Annotated in this window: 23 protein-coding genes, 1 pseudogene, 1 riboswitch and 1 other annotated feature; of the genes and pseudogenes, 18 read left to right on the top strand and 6 right to left on the bottom strand. The window is 40.7% G+C overall.

The window, feature by feature from the left end; all coding sequences use genetic code 11:
* Positions 1–88: 88 nt before the first annotated feature.
* Entirely contained in the window at positions 89–1,675 is a 1,587-nt protein-coding gene (pckA, locus tag MHI20_RS07685; RefSeq protein ID WP_007501908.1) for a phosphoenolpyruvate carboxykinase (ATP), read from the bottom strand.
* Positions 1,676–1,901: 226 nt separating this feature from the next.
* A riboswitch (SAM riboswitch) is annotated at positions 1,902–2,035 on the top strand.
* 195 nt (positions 2,036–2,230) lie between these two features.
* On the opposite strand from pckA, the gene metK reads away from it, so the two are divergent.
* Entirely contained in the window at positions 2,231–3,433 is a 1,203-nt protein-coding gene (metK, locus tag MHI20_RS07680) for a methionine adenosyltransferase (protein WP_008342973.1), read from the top strand.
* Positions 3,434–3,581: 148 nt separating this feature from the next.
* Complete coding sequence (gene asnB / locus MHI20_RS07675) at positions 3,582–5,480, top strand: asparagine synthase (glutamine-hydrolyzing) (protein ID WP_008342976.1); 1,899 nt, start codon at positions 3,582–3,584, stop codon at positions 5,478–5,480.
* A 141-nt stretch (positions 5,481–5,621) separates the two neighbouring features.
* On the opposite strand, the gene MHI20_RS07670 is transcribed toward asnB, so the two are convergent.
* Positions 5,622–6,137: a gamma carbonic anhydrase gene (locus MHI20_RS07670; protein ID WP_008342977.1), complete on the bottom strand. Its 516-nt coding sequence runs from the start codon at positions 6,135–6,137 to the stop codon at positions 5,622–5,624.
* A gap of 45 nt (positions 6,138–6,182) precedes the next feature.
* Between MHI20_RS07670 and MHI20_RS07665 the strand changes: the two genes are divergently transcribed.
* The 3 genes from MHI20_RS07665 (at position 6,183) to MHI20_RS07655 (ending at position 9,079) form a co-directional block, all read left to right on the top strand.
* A complete protein-coding gene (locus MHI20_RS07665; RefSeq protein WP_007501904.1) occupies positions 6,183–6,962 on the top strand; it encodes an alpha/beta hydrolase in 780 nt (259 codons plus the stop codon).
* Between the two features lie 29 nt (positions 6,963–6,991).
* Positions 6,992–8,071 (top strand): tetraprenyl-beta-curcumene synthase family protein, encoded by a 1,080-nt coding sequence (locus tag MHI20_RS07660; RefSeq protein ID WP_017358359.1) that lies wholly within the window; start codon positions 6,992–6,994, stop codon positions 8,069–8,071.
* Positions 8,072–8,302: 231 nt separating this feature from the next.
* On the top strand, positions 8,303–9,079 hold the full coding sequence (locus tag MHI20_RS07655; RefSeq protein ID WP_340937436.1) for a sporulation protein: 777 nt from the start codon (positions 8,303–8,305) through the stop codon (positions 9,077–9,079).
* Between the two features lie 19 nt (positions 9,080–9,098).
* Here the strand turns inward: MHI20_RS07655 and MHI20_RS07650 are convergent, their stop codons facing one another.
* Both MHI20_RS07650 and MHI20_RS07645 read right to left on the bottom strand, forming a co-directional pair.
* Positions 9,099–9,677 carry a tRNA (mnm(5)s(2)U34)-methyltransferase gene (locus MHI20_RS07650; RefSeq protein WP_146270772.1) on the bottom strand — a complete coding sequence of 193 codons (579 nt, stop codon included), beginning with the start codon at positions 9,675–9,677 and terminating at the stop codon, positions 9,099–9,101.
* Positions 9,674–10,639: a TIGR01212 family radical SAM protein gene (locus MHI20_RS07645; protein ID WP_340937432.1), complete on the bottom strand. Its 966-nt coding sequence runs from the start codon at positions 10,637–10,639 to the stop codon at positions 9,674–9,676. The genes MHI20_RS07650 and MHI20_RS07645 overlap by 4 nt, the downstream gene beginning before the upstream one ends.
* Before the next feature lie 152 nt (positions 10,640–10,791).
* On the opposite strand from MHI20_RS07645, the gene MHI20_RS07640 reads away from it, so the two are divergent.
* From MHI20_RS07640 to MHI20_RS07605, 8 genes and pseudogenes are all read left to right on the top strand, one after another.
* Entirely contained in the window at positions 10,792–11,067 is a 276-nt protein-coding gene (locus MHI20_RS07640; RefSeq protein WP_017367895.1) for a YtzC family protein, read from the top strand.
* A 150-nt stretch (positions 11,068–11,217) separates the two neighbouring features.
* Positions 11,218–11,551: pseudogene (locus MHI20_RS07635) on the top strand (hypothetical protein).
* Between the two features lie 265 nt (positions 11,552–11,816).
* A complete protein-coding gene (locus tag MHI20_RS07630; RefSeq protein ID WP_008342991.1) occupies positions 11,817–11,996 on the top strand; it encodes a hypothetical protein in 180 nt (59 codons plus the stop codon).
* 17 nt (positions 11,997–12,013) lie between these two features.
* Positions 12,014–12,406, top strand: coding sequence for a GntR family transcriptional regulator (locus tag MHI20_RS07625; RefSeq protein ID WP_024719312.1), 393 nt, complete (start codon positions 12,014–12,016; stop codon positions 12,404–12,406).
* On the top strand, positions 12,399–13,277 hold the full coding sequence (locus MHI20_RS07620; protein WP_007501894.1) for an ATP-binding cassette domain-containing protein: 879 nt from the start codon (positions 12,399–12,401) through the stop codon (positions 13,275–13,277). The genes MHI20_RS07625 and MHI20_RS07620 overlap by 8 nt, the downstream gene beginning before the upstream one ends.
* Positions 13,271–14,254 (top strand): ABC transporter ATP-binding protein, encoded by a 984-nt coding sequence (locus MHI20_RS07615; RefSeq protein WP_096881762.1) that lies wholly within the window; start codon positions 13,271–13,273, stop codon positions 14,252–14,254. Before MHI20_RS07620 ends, MHI20_RS07615 begins: the two co-directional genes overlap by 7 nt.
* A gap of 21 nt (positions 14,255–14,275) precedes the next feature.
* Positions 14,276–14,974 (top strand): ABC transporter ATP-binding protein, encoded by a 699-nt coding sequence (locus tag MHI20_RS07610; protein WP_007501890.1) that lies wholly within the window; start codon positions 14,276–14,278, stop codon positions 14,972–14,974.
* Entirely contained in the window at positions 14,964–16,274 is a 1,311-nt protein-coding gene (locus MHI20_RS07605) for an ABC transporter permease (RefSeq protein WP_113747076.1), read from the top strand. The genes MHI20_RS07610 and MHI20_RS07605 overlap by 11 nt, the downstream gene beginning before the upstream one ends.
* A gap of 60 nt (positions 16,275–16,334) precedes the next feature.
* Here MHI20_RS07605 and MHI20_RS07600 read toward each other — a convergent pair whose 3' ends face one another.
* Together MHI20_RS07600 and MHI20_RS07595 are read right to left on the bottom strand one after the other, a co-directional pair.
* Positions 16,335–17,033 (bottom strand): sunset domain-containing protein, encoded by a 699-nt coding sequence (locus tag MHI20_RS07600; protein WP_096881761.1) that lies wholly within the window; start codon positions 17,031–17,033, stop codon positions 16,335–16,337.
* 84 nt (positions 17,034–17,117) lie between these two features.
* Positions 17,118–17,921 (bottom strand): PAS domain-containing protein, encoded by an 804-nt coding sequence (locus MHI20_RS07595; RefSeq protein ID WP_007501884.1) that lies wholly within the window; start codon positions 17,919–17,921, stop codon positions 17,118–17,120.
* 425 nt (positions 17,922–18,346) lie between these two features.
* On the opposite strand from MHI20_RS07595, the gene MHI20_RS07590 reads away from it, so the two are divergent.
* The 5 genes from MHI20_RS07590 (at position 18,347) to MHI20_RS07570 (ending at position 24,430) form a co-directional block, all read left to right on the top strand.
* Positions 18,347–18,676 carry a DUF4257 domain-containing protein gene (locus MHI20_RS07590; RefSeq protein WP_008343006.1) on the top strand — a complete coding sequence of 110 codons (330 nt, stop codon included), beginning with the start codon at positions 18,347–18,349 and terminating at the stop codon, positions 18,674–18,676.
* 102 nt (positions 18,677–18,778) lie between these two features.
* Positions 18,779–19,000 (top strand) — a binding site (T-box leader).
* 97 nt (positions 19,001–19,097) lie between these two features.
* Positions 19,098–21,512, top strand: coding sequence for a leucine--tRNA ligase (leuS, locus tag MHI20_RS07585; RefSeq protein WP_017367888.1), 2,415 nt, complete (start codon positions 19,098–19,100; stop codon positions 21,510–21,512).
* 131 nt (positions 21,513–21,643) lie between these two features.
* Positions 21,644–22,546 (top strand): dienelactone hydrolase family protein, encoded by a 903-nt coding sequence (locus MHI20_RS07580; protein ID WP_058337256.1) that lies wholly within the window; start codon positions 21,644–21,646, stop codon positions 22,544–22,546.
* Positions 22,547–22,598: 52 nt separating this feature from the next.
* Positions 22,599–23,351: an NAD-dependent epimerase/dehydratase family protein gene (locus tag MHI20_RS07575; protein ID WP_340937417.1), complete on the top strand. Its 753-nt coding sequence runs from the start codon at positions 22,599–22,601 to the stop codon at positions 23,349–23,351.
* A gap of 218 nt (positions 23,352–23,569) precedes the next feature.
* A complete protein-coding gene (locus MHI20_RS07570) occupies positions 23,570–24,430 on the top strand; it encodes a carbohydrate ABC transporter permease (RefSeq protein ID WP_098680761.1) in 861 nt (286 codons plus the stop codon).
* Positions 24,431–24,450: the final 20 nt, after the last annotated feature.

Below are 24,450 nucleotides of genomic sequence, written 5' to 3'. Positions count from 1 at the left end.
CACAACGATCCGTTTTCAAACTTGAAGGTGTTTTTTATTTGTCTCATCTTAGGGGGTCAGTCCCAATCCCTCAGCTTTTTCCTTTTGATTAGACGAGTGGTCCGCCTTTTGCTTCAATATCACTTGCTGCATGGCTGAATTTTTTGAAGTTCTTTTTAAATTCATTTGCAAGGAAGTTTGCTTTTTCTTTGTAAGCCTCTTGATCGTCCCATGTTTTAGCAGGCTGAAGCACTTCATCTGGCACTCCTGGAATATGAAGCGGGATGTGTAACCCGAAGATGTCGTCAGTGATCATTTCAGCGTTGTCAAGATCGCCTTCGATCGCTGCCTGCACCATTGCTCTTGTATGAGCAAGATTCATTCGTTTGCCCGTACCGTAGCCGCCGCCAGTCCAGCCTGTATTCACAAGGAATACTTTTGCGCCGTGCTCATCGATTTTTTTACCAAGCATTTCAGCATAGACATGAGCAGGAAGTGGCAAGAATGGTGAACCGAAGCAAGTAGAGAACGTTGTTTCTGGTGACGTCACACCACGCTCAGTTCCCGCTAATTTACTTGTGTAACCGCTCAAGAAGTGGTACATCGCCTGTTCTTTCGTTAAACGGCTGATTGGAGGTAAAACGCCGAATGCATCAGCTGTTAAAAAGACGATGGCAGATGGGTGACCTGCAATACTTGGTTTCACGATGTTATCAATCATTTCGATTGGGTAAGCCGCACGTGTATTTTCAGTAAAGAATGTGTCATCATAATCTGCTTCACGTGTTTCTTCATCAAGTACTACATTTTCAAGCACTGATCCGAAGCTGATGGCTTTGTAAATTTGTGGTTCTTTTTCTTCACTTAAGTTCACGCATTTTGCATAGCATCCGCCTTCAATATTGAAGACACCTGTGTTAGACCAACCGTGCTCATCGTCTCCAATCAGCTTGCGGCTTGCACTTGCAGAAAGCGTCGTTTTTCCAGTACCTGAAAGGCCGAAAAATAAAGCAACATCGCCTTCTTGACCGACGTTAGCAGAGCAGTGCATTGATAAAATATCTTGTTCAGGAAGCAGGTAGTTCATAACAGAGAAAATGGATTTTTTCATCTCTCCTGCATATTCTGTTCCACCGATCAGAATCGTCCGTTTTTCAAAAGAAACGATAATAAACGTTTCAGAGTTTGTGCCATCTGTTTCAGGATCTGCTTTAAAGTGAGGTGCAGATAAGATGGTGAAAGGTTTTTCGTTTGATGATGGTGTTGATCCATCAGGTCTGATGAATAGCTGCTTTGCAAAGAGATTGTGCCAAGCGAATTCATTTACAACTGTAATTGGCATACGGTATTTTTCGTCAGCACCGGCAAAACCATCAAAGACAAATAGTTCATCACGTTCTTTTAAGTATGACACAACCTTTGTATATAAACGATCAAATGCCTCTTTCGAGATCGGCTGATTCACTTGACCCCAATCAATTTTATGTTCAGAGTTTTCTTCTTTTACGATGAATTTATCTTTAGGCGAACGTCCAGTGTAGGCACCCGTTGTGGCGCGGACAGCACCAGTTGAAGTTAAAACGCCTTCATTACGTGCCAAAATCTTTTCAACAAGTTTCGGAACAGATAAATTTTGGTGCGTATTTTCTAATGAGAGCAATGACTGCAAATCTTCTTTTAAATCCACTGAGTTCATAAAAAAACCCTTCCTTTACCGTTGAATTTGTTTGTTTTGATTAGTATAACACATTGATAATAATAGTCTATACTATTTAAACATTTTTGTGTGTGTTTTTTCATTTCTGCTATGAAAATATGCTTTTTGGTGATGCTAATGATGAGGTGAAAAAAAGGGGAGATAATTCCTATGAACCATTGACATGACGCAAGGGTTTAAGATAAGATATCTTATTGAACGGATACTCTTATCCCGAGTTGGTGGAGGGACAGGCCCGATGAAGCCCAGCAACCGGTTTCTTATTAAAAGGCATGAACATGCTGAGAAACCAAGGTGCTAACCTGATGCAAGGTACAAGAACACCTTGAGCGATAAGAGTGAAAGGCATGCGATCTCAGACCCTTTCCTCGCAATGAAGGAAATGGTTTTTTTATTTTTGGGATATCATATGAACAAATTGCCAATAACATCTCTAATATAAACATGTTGAAATATAAGAGGGAACGAGTTCCGTATCATATTGGAGGCCTCATCTTGGGATGATGTGGTCTTGTACAGGAGGAAATAGCCATTATGAGTCAAAATCGTCGTTTATTTACTTCAGAATCAGTGACCGAAGGACATCCAGATAAAATCTGTGATCAAATTTCAGACAGCATTTTGGATGAAATTTTAAAGAAAGATCCAAATGCACGTGTTGCCTGTGAAACTTCTGTAACAACCGGTCTCGTATTAGTAAGCGGTGAGATTACAACGTCTACTTATGTCGACATTCCAAAGACGGTGCGTGACACGATTAAGGAAATTGGCTACACACGTGCGAAATATGGTTTTGATGCGGAAACATGTGCGGTTCTTACATCAATTGATGAACAGTCTGCTGATATTGCGCAAGGTGTAGACAAAGCGCTTGAAGCACGTGAAGGAACAATGACTGAAGAAGAAATTGATGCGATCGGTGCAGGTGACCAAGGTTTGATGTTTGGTTTTGCAAACAACGAAACTGAAGAGCTTATGCCACTGCCGATTTCTCTTGCACATAAATTATCTCGCCGTTTAACAGAAGTACGCAAGAATGAAACACTTGCATACCTTCGTCCAGACGGAAAAACTCAAGTAACAGTTGAATATGATGAACAAAACAAACCAGTTCGTATTGATACGGTGGTTATTTCTACACAGCATGCACCAGAAGTGACGCTTGAACAAATTCAAAGCGACTTAAAAGAGCATGTCATCCGCCCTGTCGTTCCAAGTGAACTGATCGATGAAGAAACAAAATACTTCATCAACCCAACAGGCCGCTTTGTTATCGGTGGACCTCAAGGGGATGCTGGTTTAACTGGACGTAAAATCATCGTTGATACTTATGGCGGGTATGCTCGTCACGGTGGCGGTGCTTTCTCTGGTAAGGATGCAACGAAGGTTGACCGTTCGGCAGCATATGCGGCTCGCTATGTAGCGAAAAACATCGTAGCAGCTGGTCTTGCAGATTCATGTGAAGTGCAGCTTGCTTATGCAATTGGTGTTGCACAGCCTGTCTCCATTTCAATTGATACATTTGGAACAGGAAAAGCCTCTGAAGAGAAATTAATTGAAGTGGTACGTGCAAACTTTGATCTTCGTCCAGCTGGCATTATTAAAATGCTTGACTTACGTCGTCCGATCTATAAACAAACCGCTGCATACGGACACTTTGGCCGTCATGACTTGGATCTTCCATGGGAAAAAACGGATAAAGCCGACACGCTTCGCAAGGAAGCATTAGGAGAATAACAACATACAAAACCGCTTATTTTAAGCGGTTTTCCTTTTGATTAAAAAAAATTCTACAAAAAGCGTAAAAATGTGAAACAAAATTGGACAAAATACTGTCTAATTATAGGTCTACTTTTAAGAAATAACATAACGTGGAGGCAATAATATGTGTGGGTTTGTTGGTGTATTTAATCACCGTCCATTGTCCGAAACTACTGAGCAGGAAGAGTTAATTAAGCAAATGAATCGTCTCATCGTTCATCGAGGTCCGGATGATGAGGGGTACTTTCATGATGAGCATGTAGGATTTGGATTTAGACGTTTAAGTATTATAGATGTTGAACACGGAAAGCAGCCGCTTTCTTATGAAGATGAAAAATATTGGATTATTTTCAACGGAGAAATTTATAACTATGTGGAGCTGAAAGAAGAGCTTGTGAAAAAAGGCTATACGTTCAGCACAGATTCTGATACGGAAGTCCTTCTTGCCACATATCGCCACTATAAAGAAGAAGCGGCATCGAAGCTTCGCGGGATGTTTGCATTTTTAATTTGGGATAAAGAAGCGCAGTTATTATATGGCGCAAGAGATCCTTTCGGCATTAAACCGCTTTATTTTACACAAATGGATGACCAAGTGTACTTTGCTTCTGAACGCAAAAGCTTAATGGCTGTGAATGAGAACATTTTATTTGATGAGACTGCTTTGCAGCAGTACATGTCTTTTCAGTTCGTTCCTGAGCCAAATACACTTGATCAAAAAGTGCACAAAGTTGAGCCAGGTCATCAGTTTACACTGCGTCCAGGCCAAGACATTGCATTTAAGACTTACTGGAAAGTTCAATTCAAACCTGAACAAACACAAGAGCAGAAATTAGTAGAAGAAGTACGTGATGCTATCTATGATTCTGTAAAAGTCCACATGAGAAGTGATGTGCCTGTTGGTTCATTCCTATCAGGTGGGATCGATTCTTCTTTCATCGTGTCGGTCGCAAAAGAATTTCACCCTGAACTGAAGACATTCTCTGTTGGTTTCCAGCAGGATGGATTCAGTGAGGTAGATGTAGCAAAAGAAACAGCTGATAAGCTGGGATTGCAAAACTTTAGTGCTGTGATTTCTCCTGAGGAATATATGAATGAGCTTCCAAAGATCGTCTGGCATTTAGATGATCCTTTGGCTGATCCAGCGGCGATTCCATTGTATTTCGTGGCAAAAGAAGCGAAAAAACAAGTCACAGTTGTTCTTTCAGGTGAGGGAGCAGACGAGCTGTTCGGTGGATATAATATTTACCGTGAGCCGCTATCTCTAAAGCCTTTTGAATCTGTACCATCCATGCTGAAAAAGCTTCTTCTTCGTCTGGCTCGTTTAATGCCAGAAGGAATGAAAGGGAAAAGCTTTATCGTTCGCGGCTGTACGCCATTAGAGGAACGTTATATCGGCAATGCGAAAATCTTTGAAGAGCCAGTGAAGAAAAACCTCTTAAAGCAGTATGATCCGAACATCACGTATCGTGACGTGACGAAAACATACTTCGAGGAAAGTGCAGGCTACAGCGATATTAACAAAATGCAATATGTTGATATCCATACGTGGATGCGCGGGGATATCCTGCTGAAAGCAGATAAGATGACAATGGCGAATTCTCTTGAGCTTCGTGTTCCATTCCTTGATAAGGTCGTATTTGAAGCAGCTTCTAAAATTCCAGAAGAGTTGAAAACGAAAGACGGTACAACGAAATATTTATTGCGTAAAGCAGCAGAAGGCATTGTACCGGACCATGTGTTAAACCGTAAAAAACTAGGTTTCCCTGTGCCAATTCGTCATTGGCTGAAAAATGAGATGAACGCTTGGGCGAAAGATATCATTAAAAACAGTCAGACAGATGAATACATTAACAAGGCATATGTTCTTGATTTATTAAATGATCATTGTGCTGGAAAAGCAGATCATAGCCGTAAGATTTGGACTGTCCTGATCTTTATGATCTGGCATAGCATCTATGTAGAGCGCAGCATTGATCCAGAGCAGTTGAATCACCAGCCGAAAGAAGTTATTTTTAGCTAATGAAAAAGGTTTTCAGCTTTGTGCTGAAAACCTTTTTTGTCATGATAGAAAGTAGTGGAAAAGGGTAAAATAACAAGCGGTACACAGTTATTGCTTAATATCCTGAAAAAAACATGATAAAGTGAAGATACATGTATGATGTTAACGCGATAAAAGGGAACGATAGTATTGTCCTTTTTCTACATATTCTCTGCGGATACGATCCATGTCTTGGATATCTTCATCTGTTAACTGGCGAACGACTTTGGCTGGACGGCCAAAAGCGAGTGAACCTTTTGGGATGACTTTTCCTTGCGGGACAAGGCTACCTGCACCAATAAAGGCTCCTTCGCCAATTTCCGCACCATCGAGAATGATGGATCCCATGCCAATGAGGGCATTTTTTCGAATGATAGAGCTATGTAATGTGACTTGGTGTCCAATGGTAGCACCATCTTCAATAAGAAGTGTTTTTCCAGGACTTTGATGCAGACAGGATAAGTCTTGAATGTTGACGTTTTTTCCAATTCTGACAGGAGCTACATCGCCTCTAATGACCGTTTGGAACCAAACGCTTGAATATTCTCCAATTGTGACATCACCTGTAATGGTGGCGTTTTCTGCAACAAAGACCGATTCATGAATCTCAGGTGTAAACTGATGATATGGATAAATCACTTTTTCGACTTCCTTTCTTAATACAACATTTGTGAGGTGTTTACTTTGTGGACTTGGCATGCTGAAAGACCGGTTGGTACAATTGTCATTGTACATGGTGCTAGTGAATATCATGGCCGATATAAATGGCTGATCGAAATGTGGCGAAATGCAGGCTATCACGTCGTCATGGGTGACCTGCCTGGGCAAGGGACATCGACACGTGCGAGAGGCCACATTCGTTCTTTTCAAGAATACATTGATACAGTGGATGAATGGATTGAACATGCGAAGTCGTTCAGACTTCCGACATTTTTACTTGGACATAGTATGGGGGGACTGATTTCGATTGAATGGTTCAAGCAGTATACCCATACGAAGATTGATGGCCTTATTTTATCATCACCTTGTTTAGGTCTGCAATTTAAACCGAAGAAGCTGATGGATTTTGCGTCAAAAGGGCTAAATGTGCTGGCGCCGTCTTTTAAAGTCGAATCTGGGCTGTCGATCGAACTTGCCACACGGAATCAAGATGTGATAGAGGCAGATTCGAATGATTCGCTTTATGTGACGAAGGTGTCGGTTCGCTGGTATCGAGAACTGGTGAAAAATATCGATGCGGCGATGCAGCCTACGAATGTTTTTCGGTCGATTCCACTCCTGCTCATGCAGGCAGGCGATGACAAGATTGTAGATAAAACAAGAGTGATGAAATGGTTCAATGGCATTGAATCAACCAATAAATCATACCGTGAATGGGAAGGGCTTTATCATGAAATTTTTAATGAGCCCGAGCGAGAAGAAGTGTTTAAGGCGGCAAGAGCCTTTACTGATCAATATATTTGATTGTGAGCTTAAGTTGGGGGTGGATTGATTTGTCAGTACCAGAACGTCCTTTTGCACTGATGACGAAGGTGTATAAAGATATTTTTCCGCTAGTTCATCAGGAGCTAAAAAAGTGGCGGGCTCATGCAGAAATGATTGAAAATGAAGAACTGAGAACGCAGGCACTAGCGAGCATATCCAGTAAAACCTTCCACTGTGAAGGCGGGGGAATTTTATCTCTTCTTGCAGGTGAAGCGAAGGAAACGTGTATTGAATTCATTGTGGCGTACCAAACGATTAGCGATTATTTAGATAACTTATGTGACCGCAGTACATCACTTGATCCAAAGGATTTTCATATGCTGCATCAAGCGATGAGAGATGCACTCGATATTCATGCGGAGCTTAAGCCGTATTATCAATTCCGTGATGATCAAGAGGATCATGGGTACTTGCATGCGCTAGTCAGGACGTGCCAAGATGTGCTGTCACGTCTAGCGCATTATCCGATCATTCAGCCCTATTTACATACGCTGTGTGATTATTATAGTGATTTACAAGTACATAAGCATGTGGTTCCTCATGAGCGTGAACCTCGATTAGAGTCATGGTTCCGCCAGTATGAAAAGGATTTACCGAAGATGGAGTGGTATGAGTTTTCCGCATGTGCAGGATCAACGCTGGGTATTTTCTGTCTTGTGGCTTATGCACTGCAGCCTGATTTTACAGAGAAGCAGGCGAAGCAAATTTACGAAAGCTATTTCCCTTATATTCAAGGTCTGCACATCTTACTGGACTATTTAATCGACCAAGAAGAGGACAGGCTGGAAGGCGATTTAAATTTTTGCTCGTACTACAACTCTCATCATGAGATGATGGATAGACTACAGCATTTTATTGAAAAAGCGGATGAACAGCTGAAAGGCATTCCACACGAGAATTTTCACAAACTAATCAATAGAGGGTTACTTGCGGTCTATTTGTCTGATGAAAAAGTGACAGCTCAAAAAGAGATGAACAAGCTGGCAAAGCGGTTGATCAAATCAAGCGGGAAAACATCGTTCTTTTTCTATATCAATGGCAGAGCCTATCGAACCTATCAGAAAATGCCTTGGATGAAATCTTCTTAACGTATAAAATAAGCTCATCAGCTTGTAGAAAATGTTTTTCTACAAGCTTTTTTGTTTTGAACTGTTTCGCTTTGGACCATGTACAGTTCTTTTATGATTACAATCCTCTTATTTGCTGCCGATATTATTCTTAGTGTACGAAAAGTAGGAGAAAAGTATGAATCAAGCGAATCGTATCTCCTTCTTATGGCGTATATTTGTTGGAAATTTTAAAAAAGGGGAAGGTCGAATATGTCGTTTTTTAAAAAGTTTGCAGCAAGTGTAGGAATCGGTGCAGCAAAAGTGGATACAATTTTGGAGAAAGATGCGTATGAACCGGGAGAAGAAGTAAAGGGAACAGTCCATGTGAAGGGCGGAAAAGTGCCTCAAGATATTCGCTATATTGATTTAAAGTTGAATACATGGTACACCATCGTAAAAGATGATGAAGAGCAGCGAAAATACACAACGATCCATTCTGTCCGAGTGACTGAATCATTCACGATTCAGCCAGGGGAAGCTCATCAGTTTACTTTCTCTTTTTACCTTCCTCTTGATACACCAATGACTGTAGGTAAAGTAGAGGTGGCTGTTGTGACAGACCTTGATATTCAAGGTGGTATTGATAAATCTGATCATGACCGCATTTTTGTAAGCGCGCACCCGTGGGTGAATCGTGTGCTTGAAGCTGTTGGAAACTTAGGCTTTCACCTTCATGAAGCAGACTGCGAAGAAGCAACTTATTTCAGGCGCCGCCTTCCCTTTGTTCAAGAGTTTGAGTTCATACCGACTTCCGATTATTATCGTCAAATGCTTGATGAGTTAGAGGTGATTTTCTTCATTGATGAAGAGGGGCTAGATCTCATTTTTGAAGTTGACCGCAGAGCAAGAGGGCTGCGTGGCTGGCTGGAAGAAATGTATAATGACGGAGAACAGCTTGTACGTGTCCGCTTTACTCGATCAGAGCTTGCAGATGCAGAAGAGCTAGAAGTAGTGCTTGAAGAAATCATTGACCAATACGCTTATTAAATAATAAAACTCAAATCCATTAAGAGGATTTGAGTTTTTTTTCGATGGCTACCACAAAGGGCGGGTCGTTTTGAATATTCATGTATTGATAAGATATCACCTGTACTTCTTCGTGATGGAGTGTTTTGCAATAATCAAGGAGGATGTCCTTCTCTTTTTTTCCTTCAGGGTGCCCGTGGTAAATCACAAGAACGATCAGACCTCCAGGCTTTAACCAATCAATGAGCTGTTTGATCGCTTCAATGGTCGTATGGGCCTGAGTCGTGACGGTTTTATCGCCTCCTGGTAAGTACCCAAGATTGAACACTGCACCAGATATGTGACCATAAGCATCCGCTGGCAGATGCTCAGCAAGTTGTTCATGTCCGTCATGGATCAGGTGAACGTTTGGATAGTGCTCACCAAGTCTTTTGCTTGTTTGCTCAATGGCTTCCTTCTGTACATCGAATGCGAAAACTTGTCCATCTCTCCCGACAAGGTCAGCTAAATAGCGTGTATCATGGCCATTTCCCATCGTTGCATCAATGACAATATCGCCTTTTTGACAAGCACGTTCTAACAGCTCTTTACTAAAAGGGAGCATCCGTTTTAAAATCATTTTGCCGCTTCTTCCAATCTGACGAAGCGTTTACCTTGGTAGCTGTTACGTCTTTCAAGCTCAGCATTAATGGCATTGAGCACTTCCCATTTATTCACACTCCACATTGGACCTACCATTAATTCAATGGGACCATCGCCTGTAATACGATGAATAATCATTTCTGGGGGCAGGATCTCCAGCTGATCACAGACAAGCTGGACATATTCCTCTTGGCTGAGAAACTCTAGTTTGCCTTTCTCATATTGCTTTACCATCGGTGTTCCTTTTAACAGGTGAAGTAGATGAATTTTAATTCCTTGCACATCTAAATCAGCGACAGCTTTTGCTGTTTCCATCATCATATCTGGGTTTTCAAGAGGAAGACCGTTGATGATATGTGAACAGACTCGAATGCCATGTTTTCGCAGTTTTTCTACACCTTCTACGTAGCATTCATAATCATGGGCACGGTTGATGAGCATCGCTGTCCGCTCATGTACAGTTTGTAGACCAAGTTCAACCCATAAATACGTCCGTTCGTTTAACTCAGCTAAATATTCCACGACGTCATCTGGCAGACAATCAGGTCTTGTGGCAATCGATAAACCAACCACTCCATCCAGATTCATGACGGTTTCGTATTTTTCTTTTAAAACAGGAAGCGGCGCATGTGTGTTTGTGTAAGCTTGGAAATACGCCATGTATTTTCCATCTTTCCATTTTGTATGCATCCGGTCCTTGATTTCATTAAATTGAGTGATGAGATCATCCGCCCGGTTCCCTGCAAAATCACCAGATCCTGCTGCGCTGCAAAATGTGCAGCCTCCATGTGCGACAGTACCATCACGGTTTGGACAATCAAAGCCGCCGTCTAATGCGACTTTAAATACTTTATGACCAAAGTGCTCACGCAAATGATAATTCCATGTGTGATAACGTTTTTCGCTGTTTGAATATAAAAAAGGGTTATGCTGATCCAAGTCAGTAACCTCCTTGCATAATAATAGGCATCCTTAAAGTTTAACAAAAATCACGAAAGAGGACAATTGAATCTGTCCAACATTTTCTTTAGTGAAAAAGCTTTACGTGGGCAAAATAGGCGAGAGCAATGATGAAATGGAGGGATGGCTAGATGGCAACTAGAAAATCAATCGATGAATTTGTCCAAAAAAGCACTGAGACTCTTGAGTTTGCAAGCGAACAGTTTGATTTGAGCTCTCGCCAAGAACATTATAACGTAGAAGAATTTTCAAAAGCGCAGCTCATGCTTGAGGATGCGGTGAATGAATTAGAAAAGTTAAAAGATGTCGCCAATGATCAGCAAAGAGAACGTTTAGACAGAACGCGTGTACAAATTCAAAGTCTGCAAAACCAAATGATTTTAGGTATTTCATACGAGAACGAATGATGAACAGATCCTTCTTTTAAGGGTCTGTTTTTATTTTTTGGCTGTTTTCGCAAAGATTGTTGTTTTTGGATATATATTTGTAATAGGTTTTTGTTCTGTTAAAGTATGTTATATATAGAAATTGCAAATATCTTCAAGGGGGTAGAAGAAATGTTGGAGACTCTTCCTGATTGGTTTTGGGCATTATATTACTTGTTTTTCTTAGCAACATTAGGAACCGCAATATTCAGTGTTGTGAAAAATAAACATAGGGGATTGTCCATTCTAACCATTGTATTTACTGTTACAATTCCGATTATTAGCCTGATAAATAGCATTGGTAGAGTAGAAGGAATGAATGAATTTGAACACTTATTTAGTCAATTGCGACAGGGTGCAGTTTGGTCTATCTTTACAGTTATAGGCTATATATTTTTATTAGTATGGTGGGTGCTAATCCTGTTTAAAAAGCAAGTCCAAAAACAAAGTAATAGTATCTAATTAAAACATTGTAGAGACCTCAATATTCGGGGTCTTTTATTATGCACTTTTTCAGGCGATTATGAAAGTTATGAACGTGTTGAACACCCTAAACCAGAAGCAAACCTGGCTTCCGAAAGCTTTTAAGTAGCTTCGTCATTTTATCTGGTTCGTCTGCCTATTTTTTTCTAGAGTCTCTTGACTTTTCAATTAAGTGTCTATATTGTATTAAGTGTACTACATCAACTAATACACTACAGACACTTAAACGTGAAGAAAGGTGTTTAACCATGAAAAAAGAAAAAAAACCAATCAATTTAAAGTGGATGGTGCTGGCTGTTGCGTTAGCATGTACATTTTTTTTCGTTCTCGTTTTCATTGGTTTTGAAGTTCAAAAAGATTTTATTCCAAATTCGGTCCCTTTAATGCAAGGACATGATCAAGCGATAGGACTGCAAAAGCATGAATGAGAAAAGAGGGAGCCATCATGATTCAAATAGATCCAAGAAGCGCTGCACCAATATATGAACAAATCATTGAGCAGTTAAAAATTTTGTGCTTAAAAGGCGTGATGAAACCAGGTGACAAACTGCCCTCTGTGAGAGAGCTTGCCACCATTATTATTGCGAATCCAAACACCGTCAGCAAAGCGTATAAAGAGCTTGAACGGGAAGGAATTATTGAAACATTAAGAGGCCGTGGAACGTATGTGACAGAAGGTGCACAGTTAAAGCTGAATGAAGGGAAGGTGTTAGAGATGAAGGAGCAATTAAGGCAACTCATTATTGAAGCTCATTATGCCGGTATTGATATTCATCAACTCAAAGAGTGGCTGGAGGAGATCAGCTCAAGTCTAAAAGGAGGAAAACAAGTTGATTGAGGTCAGAAATGTATCAAAGAAATTAAATGGACGCGAAGTACTCAGCAACGTTTCCTTCAAGATAGGCGAAGGAGAGATCTTTGGTCTGCTTGGCCGGAATGGCTCTGGTAAAACAACACTTCTTCGCTTGATTCAGCAAATCCTTCTTCCAGATGAAGGAGAGATTTATTTTAAAGATGTACTCGTAAAAGACCACCCGTTAGTGAAGCAAAATATTGTGTATATGCCAGTCGTAAATCCCTACTTTGACCGGTACAATTATGGACAGCTTGTGAAGCTGTTAAAACAACTGTATCCAAAGTTTGACGTGACATATGCCAATGAGCTGGTGAACCGGTATGAGATTCCGGAAAAAGTGAAATACCGTGAATTGTCGACAGGTTTAAAGAAGCAGCTGTCCCTCATTTTAAGTTTTGCCATCAAACCAGCAGTCATTTTGTTAGATGAGCCGACAGACGGGATTGATGCAGTCACAAGAAATGACGTTCTTCAGCTGATGATTGACGAGGTGGCAGAACGACAAACAACGATTTTAATTACATCTCACCGTTTAGAGGATATTGAGCGTATGTGTAACCGAATCGGGTTTTTGGAAGGAAATCAGCTCACAAGTGTTATGGATTTAGACGAATTAAAGAATGACTACGTTAAAATCCAGATGGCATTTGAAGAGGATATGAACTTAAGTATTAGAAAAAAAGGCGTTGCCATCTTAGATCAAGCGGGTGTGTTCTATACAGCACTTGTACTCAAAACAGATGAAGAAGCAAAAGAGTATTTGAAATCGCTTGAACCAAAAGTCTGGCATGAACTGCCTGTAAATTTAGAAGAAGTATTCATTGCGAAGTTTGGAGGGAAACGCAGATGGTAAAGCGGCAATTGTTATATAAGGAATGGAAGCAGTCTGAGCTGACATTCATTTTAGTGATGCTTGTTGCGGTATTTGCGACGCCATTATCCTTTTTAATGGAATACTCATCCTTTCAAGATTGTTTAGAAAACCGAGAATGTCTAATGGATACAACAACATTCACTTATATTTTTAAGACGGACGCATTTCTCTCACTTTCATGGGTCATGGGAATATTTTTTGCTGTGATTCAGCTAGGATTTGAAAGAAATAAAGGGCAGATGGACTTTACCGTATCCTTGCCGTTTAGTAGAAGTTCCATCTTTCACACAAAGTTTTTCTTAGGTGCTGGAATTATTGCAAGTGTTCATGCTGTTTCATACCTTCTCATTTATTTATTAAAATTAGGTCTTGGGCCAATAGAGACACCTGGATTCAACAGTCATTATTTCTCTGCGTTGTTGTCAGCCTTGATGATCTATAGTTTGTTTTTTGCAGCAGGTGCTTTAACAGGGAGTGCTATTTCTCAAGCAATCGTTGGATTCAGTACAGCTATTTTACCTTACTTAGTGATTGGTTTACCAATCCTTCATTTAGATTTTATCTTTAAAACAAGCGGGATGTGGCTGGATAAAATCTTTAATTTTTTGATCACGCCCATTTCCCCCATTACTTATATTACAGCTAACAGTTTTTATCAGGAATATCCGCTTTGGTTCAATGGTGAAGAATACATCATTCCAATTGTCATGATGTTGCTATTTTACCTTATTGGCTTGTTTAGCTTTATTAAACATCCAATTGAACGAAATGGCCGATTCTTCCTTTATTCAATAATGGATCGCCCAATTCAAATTATGGTGATCGTGTTTGGCGTCTTAGGGTTTGGCTGGGTTGGTTTCTCTTCAGATTCATTAATTGGATATTTTGTTGGCATGTGCATCGGTGGAGCTGTAGGCGCACTGACGAGTTATTTCTTAATCTATCGAAAAAGATAAACAGAGAGCAGGGGAGTAGAGATGATTCAAATTCAATCGTTAGATCATGTGTTTAAAATTGGGAAAAAGGGCAGGGAGAACGAGATTCCTGTGCTCAAAGACATTGACTTGTCTATTAAAAGAGGCGAAATTGCATGTATCGTCGGACGAAGCGGTTCGGGGAAATCAACTTTACTGAATTTAATATCGGGATATATTACGCCAACAAGCGGACAAATTATGGTTGATGGCACCAATGTGACCGGCTTTAATGAGAAAGAATGGGCAGACTTTCGGTTAGATCATTTTGGCTTTATCTTTCAAAGCTTTCAATTGATCGGGAGTTTAACAACATATGAGAACGTTGAACTTCCGCTCACTTTAAAAGGTGTGAAGCCGTCTGAGCGAAAAGTGAAAGTAAAGGAAATGCTGAAACGAGTTGGTCTTGAACATCACGCAGGGCATTATCCTAATGAACTGTCAGGTGGACAGCAGCAGCGTGTGAGTATTGCAAGAGCCTTGATCCTTAATCCGTCTATTATTTTAGCGGATGAACCAACAGGCAGTCTGGATTCAGAAACTGAAGGAGAAATTCTAGCCTTTATCCAGCAGCTCAATCGTGAAAAAGGAATTACATTTGTCATCATTACACATGACGATGAAGTCGCTTCAATCGCAGACACAACGTTCCAGCTTCATGATGGTGTGTTAAAGAAAGGGGATCAGTCCATTGAAATTTAGAGATCAGGTCAAATTCATCAGAAGAAATATGAAGAAAAATAGATTGCGTGTGTTTATGACCATACTTGCAACGACAATGGCATGCTCTTTCTTAATCGTTCTAGCGTCAGTTGGTTTTGGTCTGCAAAAATCGGCTCAAGATGAAATCATGAAACAACAAATTATCACAGAAATTAAAGTGTTAGGCAAAGAAAAAGGTGACGTCAAGGTTGACGATTTAAAGAAATATGATCATGCGAAATCTGTCGTTGCAAGAACGTCAATCATTCCATCGGTTCACGTCGAGCTCGATAATCGCTCAAGTGATACGCAGGCTGTACTGACAGATATGAAAGAAGAAAAAGAGGCAGGCCTTGAACTAGACCGTGGAAAAGTCCCAACATCGGCGAATGAAATTGTAGTTGGGTATCAAATGGCAGAACAACTTTGGACGGAAAAAGAACGAAAAGACTATGAAAAAGAAATGAATCAGACATCAAATGGTGAAGATACACCGGAAGAGCCAAAAGGCTATACGAAGGAAATTTTAAACAAAGTCATTCAAATCAAGGTACCAAAACTGAATGAAGAAAATGAAGTGGTGAAAGAAAAGACGTTCGATTTCCGTGTCGTCGGTGTATTGAAGAAACCGAATTTGGAGTGGCAGCAGGATCATAAAATTCTTATTCCGAATGCTTATGAAAAAGAATTTAGTCAAGTGCTCGATCTGTCTCCTGATGCAGGAAATGTCGAAAAAATGACGTCTGTCTATGCTGATAAGTTCGACAATGTCGGTGCGCTCACAGATAAGCTGACAGATGACGGCTATCAAGTCATCTCTGTGACGAATCAGCTTGAAGGAATGGATATGTTCTTTACAGTCTTTAAAATTGGACTCATCTTTGTTGGATGTATTGCGGTCATTATTTCGGCGATCGGCATTTTCAATACGATGACAATGGCCGTAACAGAGCGGACACAAGAGATTGGGATCATGAAAGCCATCGGTGCGAATCCTTCCATTATTAAGCGAATGTTCCTCATGGAAAGTGCTTATATTGGGGTGATTGGATCGATCATCGGGATCATCATCTCGTACATCGTTAGTTTTGCAGTGAATTTAATCATTCCAGCAATTTTGTCTTCCATGTCTGAAGGGGGATCCAGTGATCAATTCTCGATCACCTTCTCCTATATTCCGCTAAGCCTTGTGGTCACAGCAACAGTGATTAGTGCAGGAGTCGCCATTATTTCTGGACTCAATCCAGCACGTAAGGCGACAAAAACGAATGTATTAACAGCATTAAGAAGAGAAATTTAAAGAAGAACCTCCTGTACCTATATTGGGCTGACAGGAGGTTTTTTTATCGTCAAAAGATGTTTATTGCTTTGGTGCCCGGTAACCTGCACGCTCAGCTTCTTCTACGGAGCAGAACATTTTGGTCACGTTTTTTGTCCGTGAGTAGTATCTGCTGCTCGGTGTGTGATATATGCCGTTGACACTTCCTTTAATATTACAGGCGGCAGATTCTTTTTTTGTTTCTTTTTGTGACTCATGACCGCCAGTATTCGACCCATCATCTTTAGGAGCAGATCGCTGGGCCGATGACGTGGTGTCTTTGTTTACTTTCTGGTGTTCTTTTTTGAGTGTTTCGTTTGTAGAGGTTAGCTTGTCTATTTTCTCTTCAAGCTCATGGATGGTTTTTTCTTGCTGTTTGACTGTCTTCTTTTCGGAGGTGATGGTTTCTAATTTCTTGGATAGCTTTTCTTTTTCTTTGGTCACGTCTTCTAAAGAGGCCGTCAGCGTTTCTTTGTCTTCCTTTAGACGAGAAATGTCAGATGCTAATTGTTTTTGCTCTTTCAGCAGCTGTTCAGAAGATGGATCTGCTTGTGCTTTCGGAACACCTGTGCCGGCAAACGGTAATGACATAATAGAAAAAACAAGACCAATGGTCAAAAAAGGATAGAAGAGTTTTTTTGAAAAGATTTGTTGATTTTGGTGTTTAAGTAATAAATAATTGACGGCATATCCTATGGCGAAACAAATACATAAAAGACCTATGATGAGTAACATCATCATCTGGCAGCCCCCCTATATCGCTATTTATACCTATCATACCTCATTTTTCCATTTTGGGGAGCGGTTCAATTAAAAAAACCCTGTTTATACAGGGTTTTCAGCTAATGGCAATCCTTTGATTGCTTCTTTTACCGTTAAATAAGTGATCGTATTCTGGAAGTCTGTATCTAAGTCTTTCATTTTCATCGCAAGCTGTGGTTTGATCCCAGTGATGATGAGTTCAGTTCCAGTTAAGTTCAGCAGGTGATGCAGTTTGAAAATTCGCGCTGCAACGGAATCATCGACATCAATTAAACCAGAAAGATCGACAATTAAATAATCATCCTTTGAATCTTCTAATATACAAGTTAACTTCGCAACGATGGCATCAAAGCGTTCTTCTGATAATTTTCCGATGAGTGGAAGAGCGGAAACACCATTTTTGATTGGGACAATTGGCGTCGACAGAGAGGTGACTTCCTGTAAGGAATCTTCTAGGAGTTGTTCATATTCTTTCTGCTTTGTAATGTCCTTTTGAAAGCCAATAAAAAATGTTTTGTCATCTTGTTCAATGTATAGAGGGTCTATATTGAGTTCATTCCAAAAAAAAGTACCGTCTTTTTTATAATTTTTGAGCTGTGTGGTAATAGGTGTTTTGTTTTGAATTCCGTGACGTATTAAGGCAAGTTGCTCTTGATTTGTGTCTTTTCCTTGGAGGAATCGACAATTACGTCCAAGAATCTCATCTGGTTTATATCCAGTCATTTGTGTAAAGCCATGATTCACATAAACGATAGGGTTATCCTCTAAAGAAGGGTCTGTAATGACAACACCAATCCGCGCATGATCCAGCGCTTTTTTTATGAGTTCAAGCTGTTTTTGCAAGCCGAAGATGTTCGAGCTGACCATATTACCCTCCTTTGTTGCTGCTATCAGACATTTAAGATGGTTTTTTTAAAACCAAATGAATTCTTTTTAAACGTAACATAACATATGTTCTGTTTCAATGATTGCAATCGCTTTGTTAAATTTGTCATCATAGTTTGTCCTCCATTAGAATAGAGTAAGTAAGGAGACTTTTCATTAGAAAAAGAAGGAATCATTTGAGGATAATTCATAAAATGACAAAAATAGTTAATATGGATTAGGTGAAAATGATTCCAATGCATCAAGATTGTTTTTGGGTCATTCACATATAATGGAAGAAACAAGCTTTTTTTCTTCGTTAGAGAGAATAGACCTTTTACATGGATTATGACGGAACAGCAGAATGGCATTACAGGGGGCTGGACAGCCTGAAGTCGCTTTACTATTCTAAGGGCTTTAGGAAGGTGATGAAAATGCTGCAACAAGTCATTATTGCTTGCGCCATTGGAGGGGTCATGGGCATTCTCGGTCACGTAAAGAAAAAAGGCAGGCTAGAGAAGCCCAGAATGACAAAGAAGTTTATTTATCTAGGGTTTATTGAAGATTGGCTCGTTGGGATGATTGCTGCTACACTGCTTGTCTTATCCTCAAATCCCGAATCTAGTCTGCACTTGATCATCTTATCCATTATTTCAGGTTACGGAGGAGAAGCAGTTCTGCGAAGCTTCGATTTTGTGAGAGAAGAACGTTCACAGGATGCAGGCTCCAACCGTCATAACCGATCTCCACACGAATAATATCCTCACTTTACCCTAGTCTAGGGTACATTCCCATTGTATACAAACCTGCTTGCACTTATGATCATAATTCTATAAAATACTACTTAGATGACGGTTACGATAAGAACAGTGAAGAGGAGTAGTAGGAAAGCAGTATTTGTCTTTAGAGAATTGACGGCTGGTGAAAGTCAATCAAATCTGCTTCTGAACTCGCCTCAGAGTTGCAGTTGCGTTAAAGCTTCTGTCGCATGTCTGCGTTAAAGATATTAAGTGAGCGTATGAACAGTTCATGACGCTAACAAGGGTGGTACCGCGGGAACCAAAAAATCTCTCGTCCCTTTCCAGGGATGAGGGTTTTTTGGTGATTTTAGAAAAATCTGAATTCTTGCAGTGGTCATCTGAGCAGATAAAGCCGTACATATTAAAGGAGGTTTTCACATTGAGTTTTCAGCATCGGGAAATTGAAAAAAAGTGGCAGGATTATTGGCTGACACATAAAACATTCGCCACATCTGACTCGGAAGATAAACCAAAGTTTTATGCGCTAGATATGTTTCCTTATCCATCAGGAGCAGGGCTTCATGTAGGGCATCCTGAAGGATACACAGCAACGGATATTTTATCACGTATGAAACGTATGCAGGGCTACGATGTTCTTCATCCAATGGGATGGGACGCATTTGGTCTTCCAGCGGAACAATATGCGCTGGATACAGGAAATGATCCAGCTGCATTTACAGAAGAGAACATTAATAATTTCCGCCGTCAAATTCAATCATTGGGCTTCTCGTATGATTGGGATCGAGAAATTAACACGACAGATCCGAATTATTATAAATGGACCCAGTGGATTTTCTTGAAATTGTACGAAAAAGGATTGGCGTATATTGATGAAGTACCTGTAAACTGGTGCCCAGCACTCGGTACAGTCCTTGCAAATGAAGAAGTCATTGATGGGAAAAGTGAGCGCGGAGGGCATCCTGTTGAAAGACGTCCAATGAAGCAATGGATGCTAAAAATTACAGCATATGCGGACAGGCTGTTAGAAGATTTAGAAGACATTGATTGGCCTGAAAGCATCAAAGACATGCAGCGCAACTGGATTGGACGTTCTGAAGGTGCACATGTTCACTTCGAAGTAGAAGGACATGACGAACAGTTTACTGTGTTTACAACACGTCCTGATACACTATTTGGTGCAACATATGCCGTTCTTGCACCAGAGCATGCGCTAGTTGAAAAAATTACAACAGCTGCTCAAAAAGAAGCAGTTGAAGCATATATCAAAGAAATTCAGTCTAAGAGTGATTTAGAGCGAACAGATCTTGCTAAAACGAAAACGGGCATTTTCACAGGTGCTTATGCCATCAATCCATTGAATGGGGAAAAGATGCCGATCTGGATTGCAGATTATGTGTTAGCCACATATGGCACTGGAGCGATCATGGCAGTTCCTGCTCATGATGAGCGTGATTATGAATTCGCCAAAACATTCGATCTTCCAATCAAAGAGGTTGTCGAAGGTGGAGACATTGACAAAGAAGCCTACACAGGTGATGGAAAGCACATCAACTCTGATTTCTTAAACGGCTTAGGGAAAGAAGAAGCAATTGAAAAAGCGATTGCATGGCTGGAAGAACATCAAAAAGGTGAAAAGAAAGTCACTTATCGTTTAAGAGACTGGCTGTTCAGCCGTCAGCGTTACTGGGGAGAGCCAATTCCAATTATTCATTGGGAGGACGGAACATCTTCAGCTGTTTCAGAAGAAGAGCTTCCACTGATTTTGCCTAAGACGACTGAGATTAAGCCAAGCGGAACAGGTGAATCACCTTTAGCGAATATTAAAGATTGGGTAGAGGTCGTCGATCCAGTGACAGGTAAAAAAGGACGCCGTGAAACCAATACGATGCCACAATGGGCAGGTAGCTGCTGGTACTTCTTACGTTACATTGATCCACATAACACAGAAGAACTTGCATCTCCTGAAAAGCTGAAGAAATGGCTTCCGGTTGATGTGTATATTGGTGGAGCAGAACATGCTGTGCTTCATCTGCTATATGCACGATTCTGGCATAAATTCTTGTATGATATTGGTGTTGTTCCAACAAAAGAACCGTTCATGAAATTGTTCAACCAAGGAATGATTCTTGGTGAAAATAATGAAAAAATGAGTAAATCAAAAGGGAATGTTGTCAACCCAGATGATATCGTAGAATCTCATGGTGCAGATACATTAAGACTGTATGAAATGTTCATGGGACCTTTAGATGCATCGATTGCTTGGTCTGAAACAGGTCTTGATGGTGCTCGTCGTTTCCTAGATCGTGTATGGCGTCTGTTTACAAATGAAGATGGCTCCATCAGTGATAAAGTGACAGAGCAATCTGGCGGCGCATTAGAGCGCAGCTACCATGAAACCGTCATGAAGGTAACGGATCATTATGAAGGCTTACGTTTCAATACTGGGATTTCACAATTAATGGTGTTCATCAACGATGCATACAAGGCTGACACACTGCCGAAAGAATATGCAGAAGGATTTGTGAAACTTCTTTCTCCGATTGCACCGCATGTAGCGGAAGAGCTTTGGAATAAACTTGGTCATGAAGGGTCTATTTCTTATGAAGCATGGCCGCAATATGATGAGTCAAAACTTGTCGATGATGAAGTGGAAATTGTCGTACAGCTAAATGGAAAAGTGAAAGCAAAATTAACGGTTCCTGCTGATGCAACAAAAGAGCAGCTAGAAGAGCTTGCGAAAAATGATGCACGGATAAAAGAACAGCTTGAAGGGAAAACAATCCGTAAAGTGATTGCGGTTCCTGGAAAACTTGTCAATATTGTCGCGAACTAATGAACGCACCCATCGGTATCCAGCCGATGGGTGTTGTTTATTTCCCGGGACATAATTTTGTCGAAAACAAGGTAATTCCTCCATCAATCTCGTATTTAACAAGTTGATCAAGAAAATGAGGAGTGACGTCAATGGAAAAGGAAAGCAAACGTGAACAACTGCTCAGTTTATTAGGGGAAATGCCGGAGCGCCATCGTGTGGAGGCGTATACGTTAAAGATTGAGGAACGTGAATCGTACTTAGTAGAAACACTCATTCTCTCTATTCATGGGGTGGAGGAAGTTCCGGCTTATTTTGTGAAGCCGAAAGATACAGTGAAAAAAAGGCCAGTTGTCTTGTTTCAGCATTCTCATGGTGGGAATTATGTGGATGGGAAAGAAGAGTTATTGAAGGGGGCTCATTATTTGCAAGCGCCTTCATACGCAAAAGAATTCACTTCAAAAGGCTATAGTGTGTTGGCGATTGATCACGCGGGATTTGGTGAAAGAAGGGGAAGAACAGAAAGTGAAATTTTCAAAGAAATGCTGTTAACAGGAAAAGTGATGTGGGGCATGATGCTGTATGAGAGCATGTGTGCAATTGATTATTTGCTGTCCCGCTCTGATGTGCTTCCAGAGCGTTTAGCTGTTTTTGGGATGTCAATGGGCGGCCTTCTTTCATGGTGGACGGCAGCACTTGATGAGAGGGTCAGTGTGTGTGTGGATCTTTGCGCACAGGTTGATCATCACACATTGATTGAAACGAATCATTTAGATAGACACGGTTTTTACTATTATGTACCGAGCTTAGCTAAGCACTTTACAGCAGCTGACATCCAAGAAATGATTTTCCCAAGACCGCATTTAAGCTTAGTTGGAAAGCATGATCAGCTTACACCTGCTGAAGGTGTTCGACGAATTCAACAGACATTAAGTCAAGCCTATCAAGCTGCTTCCTTAAAGGAACGTTATCAGCTTGTAGGTTTACATGCAGGTCATTTTGAAACGGCTGCTATGCGCCACGAGGCTACACGTTTTTTGAAAAAGTGGCTGTAATCAATAGATGGCATGGACATACTACTCCGATAGAAGATGAAGGAGGAAACAGATGAAAAAAATCACCATGATTGGCGGATGTGGTGTCATCGGACGTTTATTAACTAAAGAGCTCTCTTCGGAGTATGACCTGACCATCATTGATCAAACAAGATGTGTAGAAGAAGTCATTTTTGCAAATGCGGCAATTGAAGAGGAGTTGTTTCAAGCCATTCCAAGAGATACAGATGTGATCATTCATCTTTTAAACATAGACATGACGCATGATGTGATGAATGAAAAGGAGTTTGCAAAAATGAATGATGTGTTTTGGATAAGCACGTATAATATGTTTCGTTCAGCGGCAAGGTTAAGCATTCCAAAAGTCATTTTTGCAAGCAGTAATCATGTGACAGATCGCTATGAAAAAGATGGGCACTCCTTACTAGGGCGAGAAATTACGACTGATGATGTACCAGCAACGAAAAATGTGTATGGCATTTTAAAATTTGCTTCCGAACAGCTAGGGCGTTTGTTTCACGATCAAACAGGTATGTCTGTCATCAATTTGAGAATTGGAACCGTCGTGACAGATGAGGTGGAAGGATTGCACACTAAAAAAAGAACGAAACGAACGCTTCTTTCACATGAAGACCTTTTCGGCATGATCAAGGCCGCCATCGAAACGGAAGTTCCATTCGGGACTTATTATGCTGTATCAGAAAACGAAGGAAAACCTTGGTCTACTCAGTCAACGAAGCAGGAGTTAGGCTACAGGCCAGATGTCAATACGGCAGAAATTCTGAAAGAAAACGATCAGGCATAGGGCATAATCATGACATTAGCTCATGATCTTTTTCTTTTCATTGATGAGGCTAAAAGCACGAATGGCATGATCATCTCTGTGGTCTGTCATGATGATTATAGACGCTTTCTTCCCCCGTTTGTTACATTTTAATCACGATATCGTCAAAGGCTGCAGCTTATGTTCAGACGAAATGATAACGCTTACAAAGAAAGGGCGTGATGAACATAGATCGTTCTATTAAAGGCCGATTGTTCAATGTATTTAATTACTCTTTTCTACTCATGTTCGCATTAATATGTGTGCTCCCGTTCATCCATGTCATTGCCGCCTCTTTTGCGACAGTAGAAGAGGTCATCTCAAAGAAGTTTATTTTGTTTCCAACGACGTTTTCTCTAGAGGCCTATCGCTATATCTTTTCTACAGATATTGTGTATCGCAGCCTGATTGTATCCATTCTTGTGACACTCGTTGGAACAGCGGTCAGCATGTTTTTATCCTCACTCATGGCGTATGGGCTGTCTCGTCAGGAGCTAAAGGGCCGAAGAACCCTCATGTTTCTCGTTGTCTTCACGATGCTGTTTAGCGGAGGGATGATTCCAACGTTTATCGTCGTGAAAACACTTGGGCTGCTTGATACTTACTGGTCACTCATTCTGCCAGTGGCCATCAATGCATTCAATTTGATCATTTTGAAAAACTTCTTTCAAAACATACCAGCAAGCCTTGAAGAATCAGCGAAGATGGACGGCTGTAACGATTTAGGGATCTTCTTTAAAATCGTGCTGCCACTTTCTTTGCCAGCTATTGCGACGATTTCACTTTTTTATGCCGTGACGTATTGGAATACGTACATGACAGCCATTTTATATTTAAACGATTCGGTGAAATGGCCAATTCAGGTCCTGTTAAGACAAATCGTCATTGTATCAAGCGGTATGCAGGGAGATATGTCAGATATGGGCTCATCAACACCGCCGCCAGACCAAACCATTAAAATGGCGGTCATCGTCGTGGCGACCATTCCCGTTCTGCTTGTCTATCCATTTATTCAAAAGCATTTCAACAAAGGGGCATTACTAGGTTCTGTAAAGGGTTAAAAAGATGGAATAACGGAGGG

The organism is Bacillus sp. FSL K6-1106, from assembly GCF_038005245.1.
Classification (GTDB): domain Bacteria; phylum Bacillota; class Bacilli; order Bacillales; family Bacillaceae; genus Bacillus; species Bacillus altitudinis.
This window is presented reverse-complemented; position numbering and strand designations above follow the sequence as displayed.

Excerpts from the sequence above, each read along its gene's own strand:
- pckA (WP_007501908.1), bottom strand. The coding sequence starts at position 1,675 with ATGAACTCAGTGGATTTAAAAGAAGATTTGCAGTCATTGCTCTCATTA.
- metK (WP_008342973.1), top strand. The coding sequence starts at position 2,231 with ATGAGTCAAAATCGTCGTTTATTTACTTCAGAATCAGTGACCGAAGGA.
- asnB (WP_008342976.1), top strand. The coding sequence starts at position 3,582 with ATGTGTGGGTTTGTTGGTGTATTTAATCACCGTCCATTGTCCGAAACT.
- MHI20_RS07655 (WP_340937436.1), top strand. The coding sequence starts at position 8,303 with ATGTCGTTTTTTAAAAAGTTTGCAGCAAGTGTAGGAATCGGTGCAGCA.
- MHI20_RS07650 (WP_146270772.1), bottom strand. The coding sequence starts at position 9,677 with ATGATTTTAAAACGGATGCTCCCTTTTAGTAAAGAGCTGTTAGAACGT.
- MHI20_RS07640 (WP_017367895.1), top strand. The coding sequence starts at position 10,792 with ATGGCAACTAGAAAATCAATCGATGAATTTGTCCAAAAAAGCACTGAG.
- MHI20_RS07630 (WP_008342991.1), top strand. The coding sequence starts at position 11,817 with ATGAAAAAAGAAAAAAAACCAATCAATTTAAAGTGGATGGTGCTGGCT.
- MHI20_RS07625 (WP_024719312.1), top strand. The coding sequence starts at position 12,014 with ATGATTCAAATAGATCCAAGAAGCGCTGCACCAATATATGAACAAATC.
- MHI20_RS07615 (WP_096881762.1), top strand. The coding sequence starts at position 13,271 with ATGGTAAAGCGGCAATTGTTATATAAGGAATGGAAGCAGTCTGAGCTG.
- MHI20_RS07610 (WP_007501890.1), top strand. The coding sequence starts at position 14,276 with ATGATTCAAATTCAATCGTTAGATCATGTGTTTAAAATTGGGAAAAAG.
- MHI20_RS07600 (WP_096881761.1), bottom strand. The coding sequence starts at position 17,033 with ATGATGATGTTACTCATCATAGGTCTTTTATGTATTTGTTTCGCCATA.
- MHI20_RS07595 (WP_007501884.1), bottom strand. The coding sequence starts at position 17,921 with ATGGTCAGCTCGAACATCTTCGGCTTGCAAAAACAGCTTGAACTCATA.
- MHI20_RS07590 (WP_008343006.1), top strand. The coding sequence starts at position 18,347 with ATGAAAATGCTGCAACAAGTCATTATTGCTTGCGCCATTGGAGGGGTC.
- MHI20_RS07580 (WP_058337256.1), top strand. The coding sequence starts at position 21,644 with ATGGAAAAGGAAAGCAAACGTGAACAACTGCTCAGTTTATTAGGGGAA.
- MHI20_RS07575 (WP_340937417.1), top strand. The coding sequence starts at position 22,599 with ATGAAAAAAATCACCATGATTGGCGGATGTGGTGTCATCGGACGTTTA.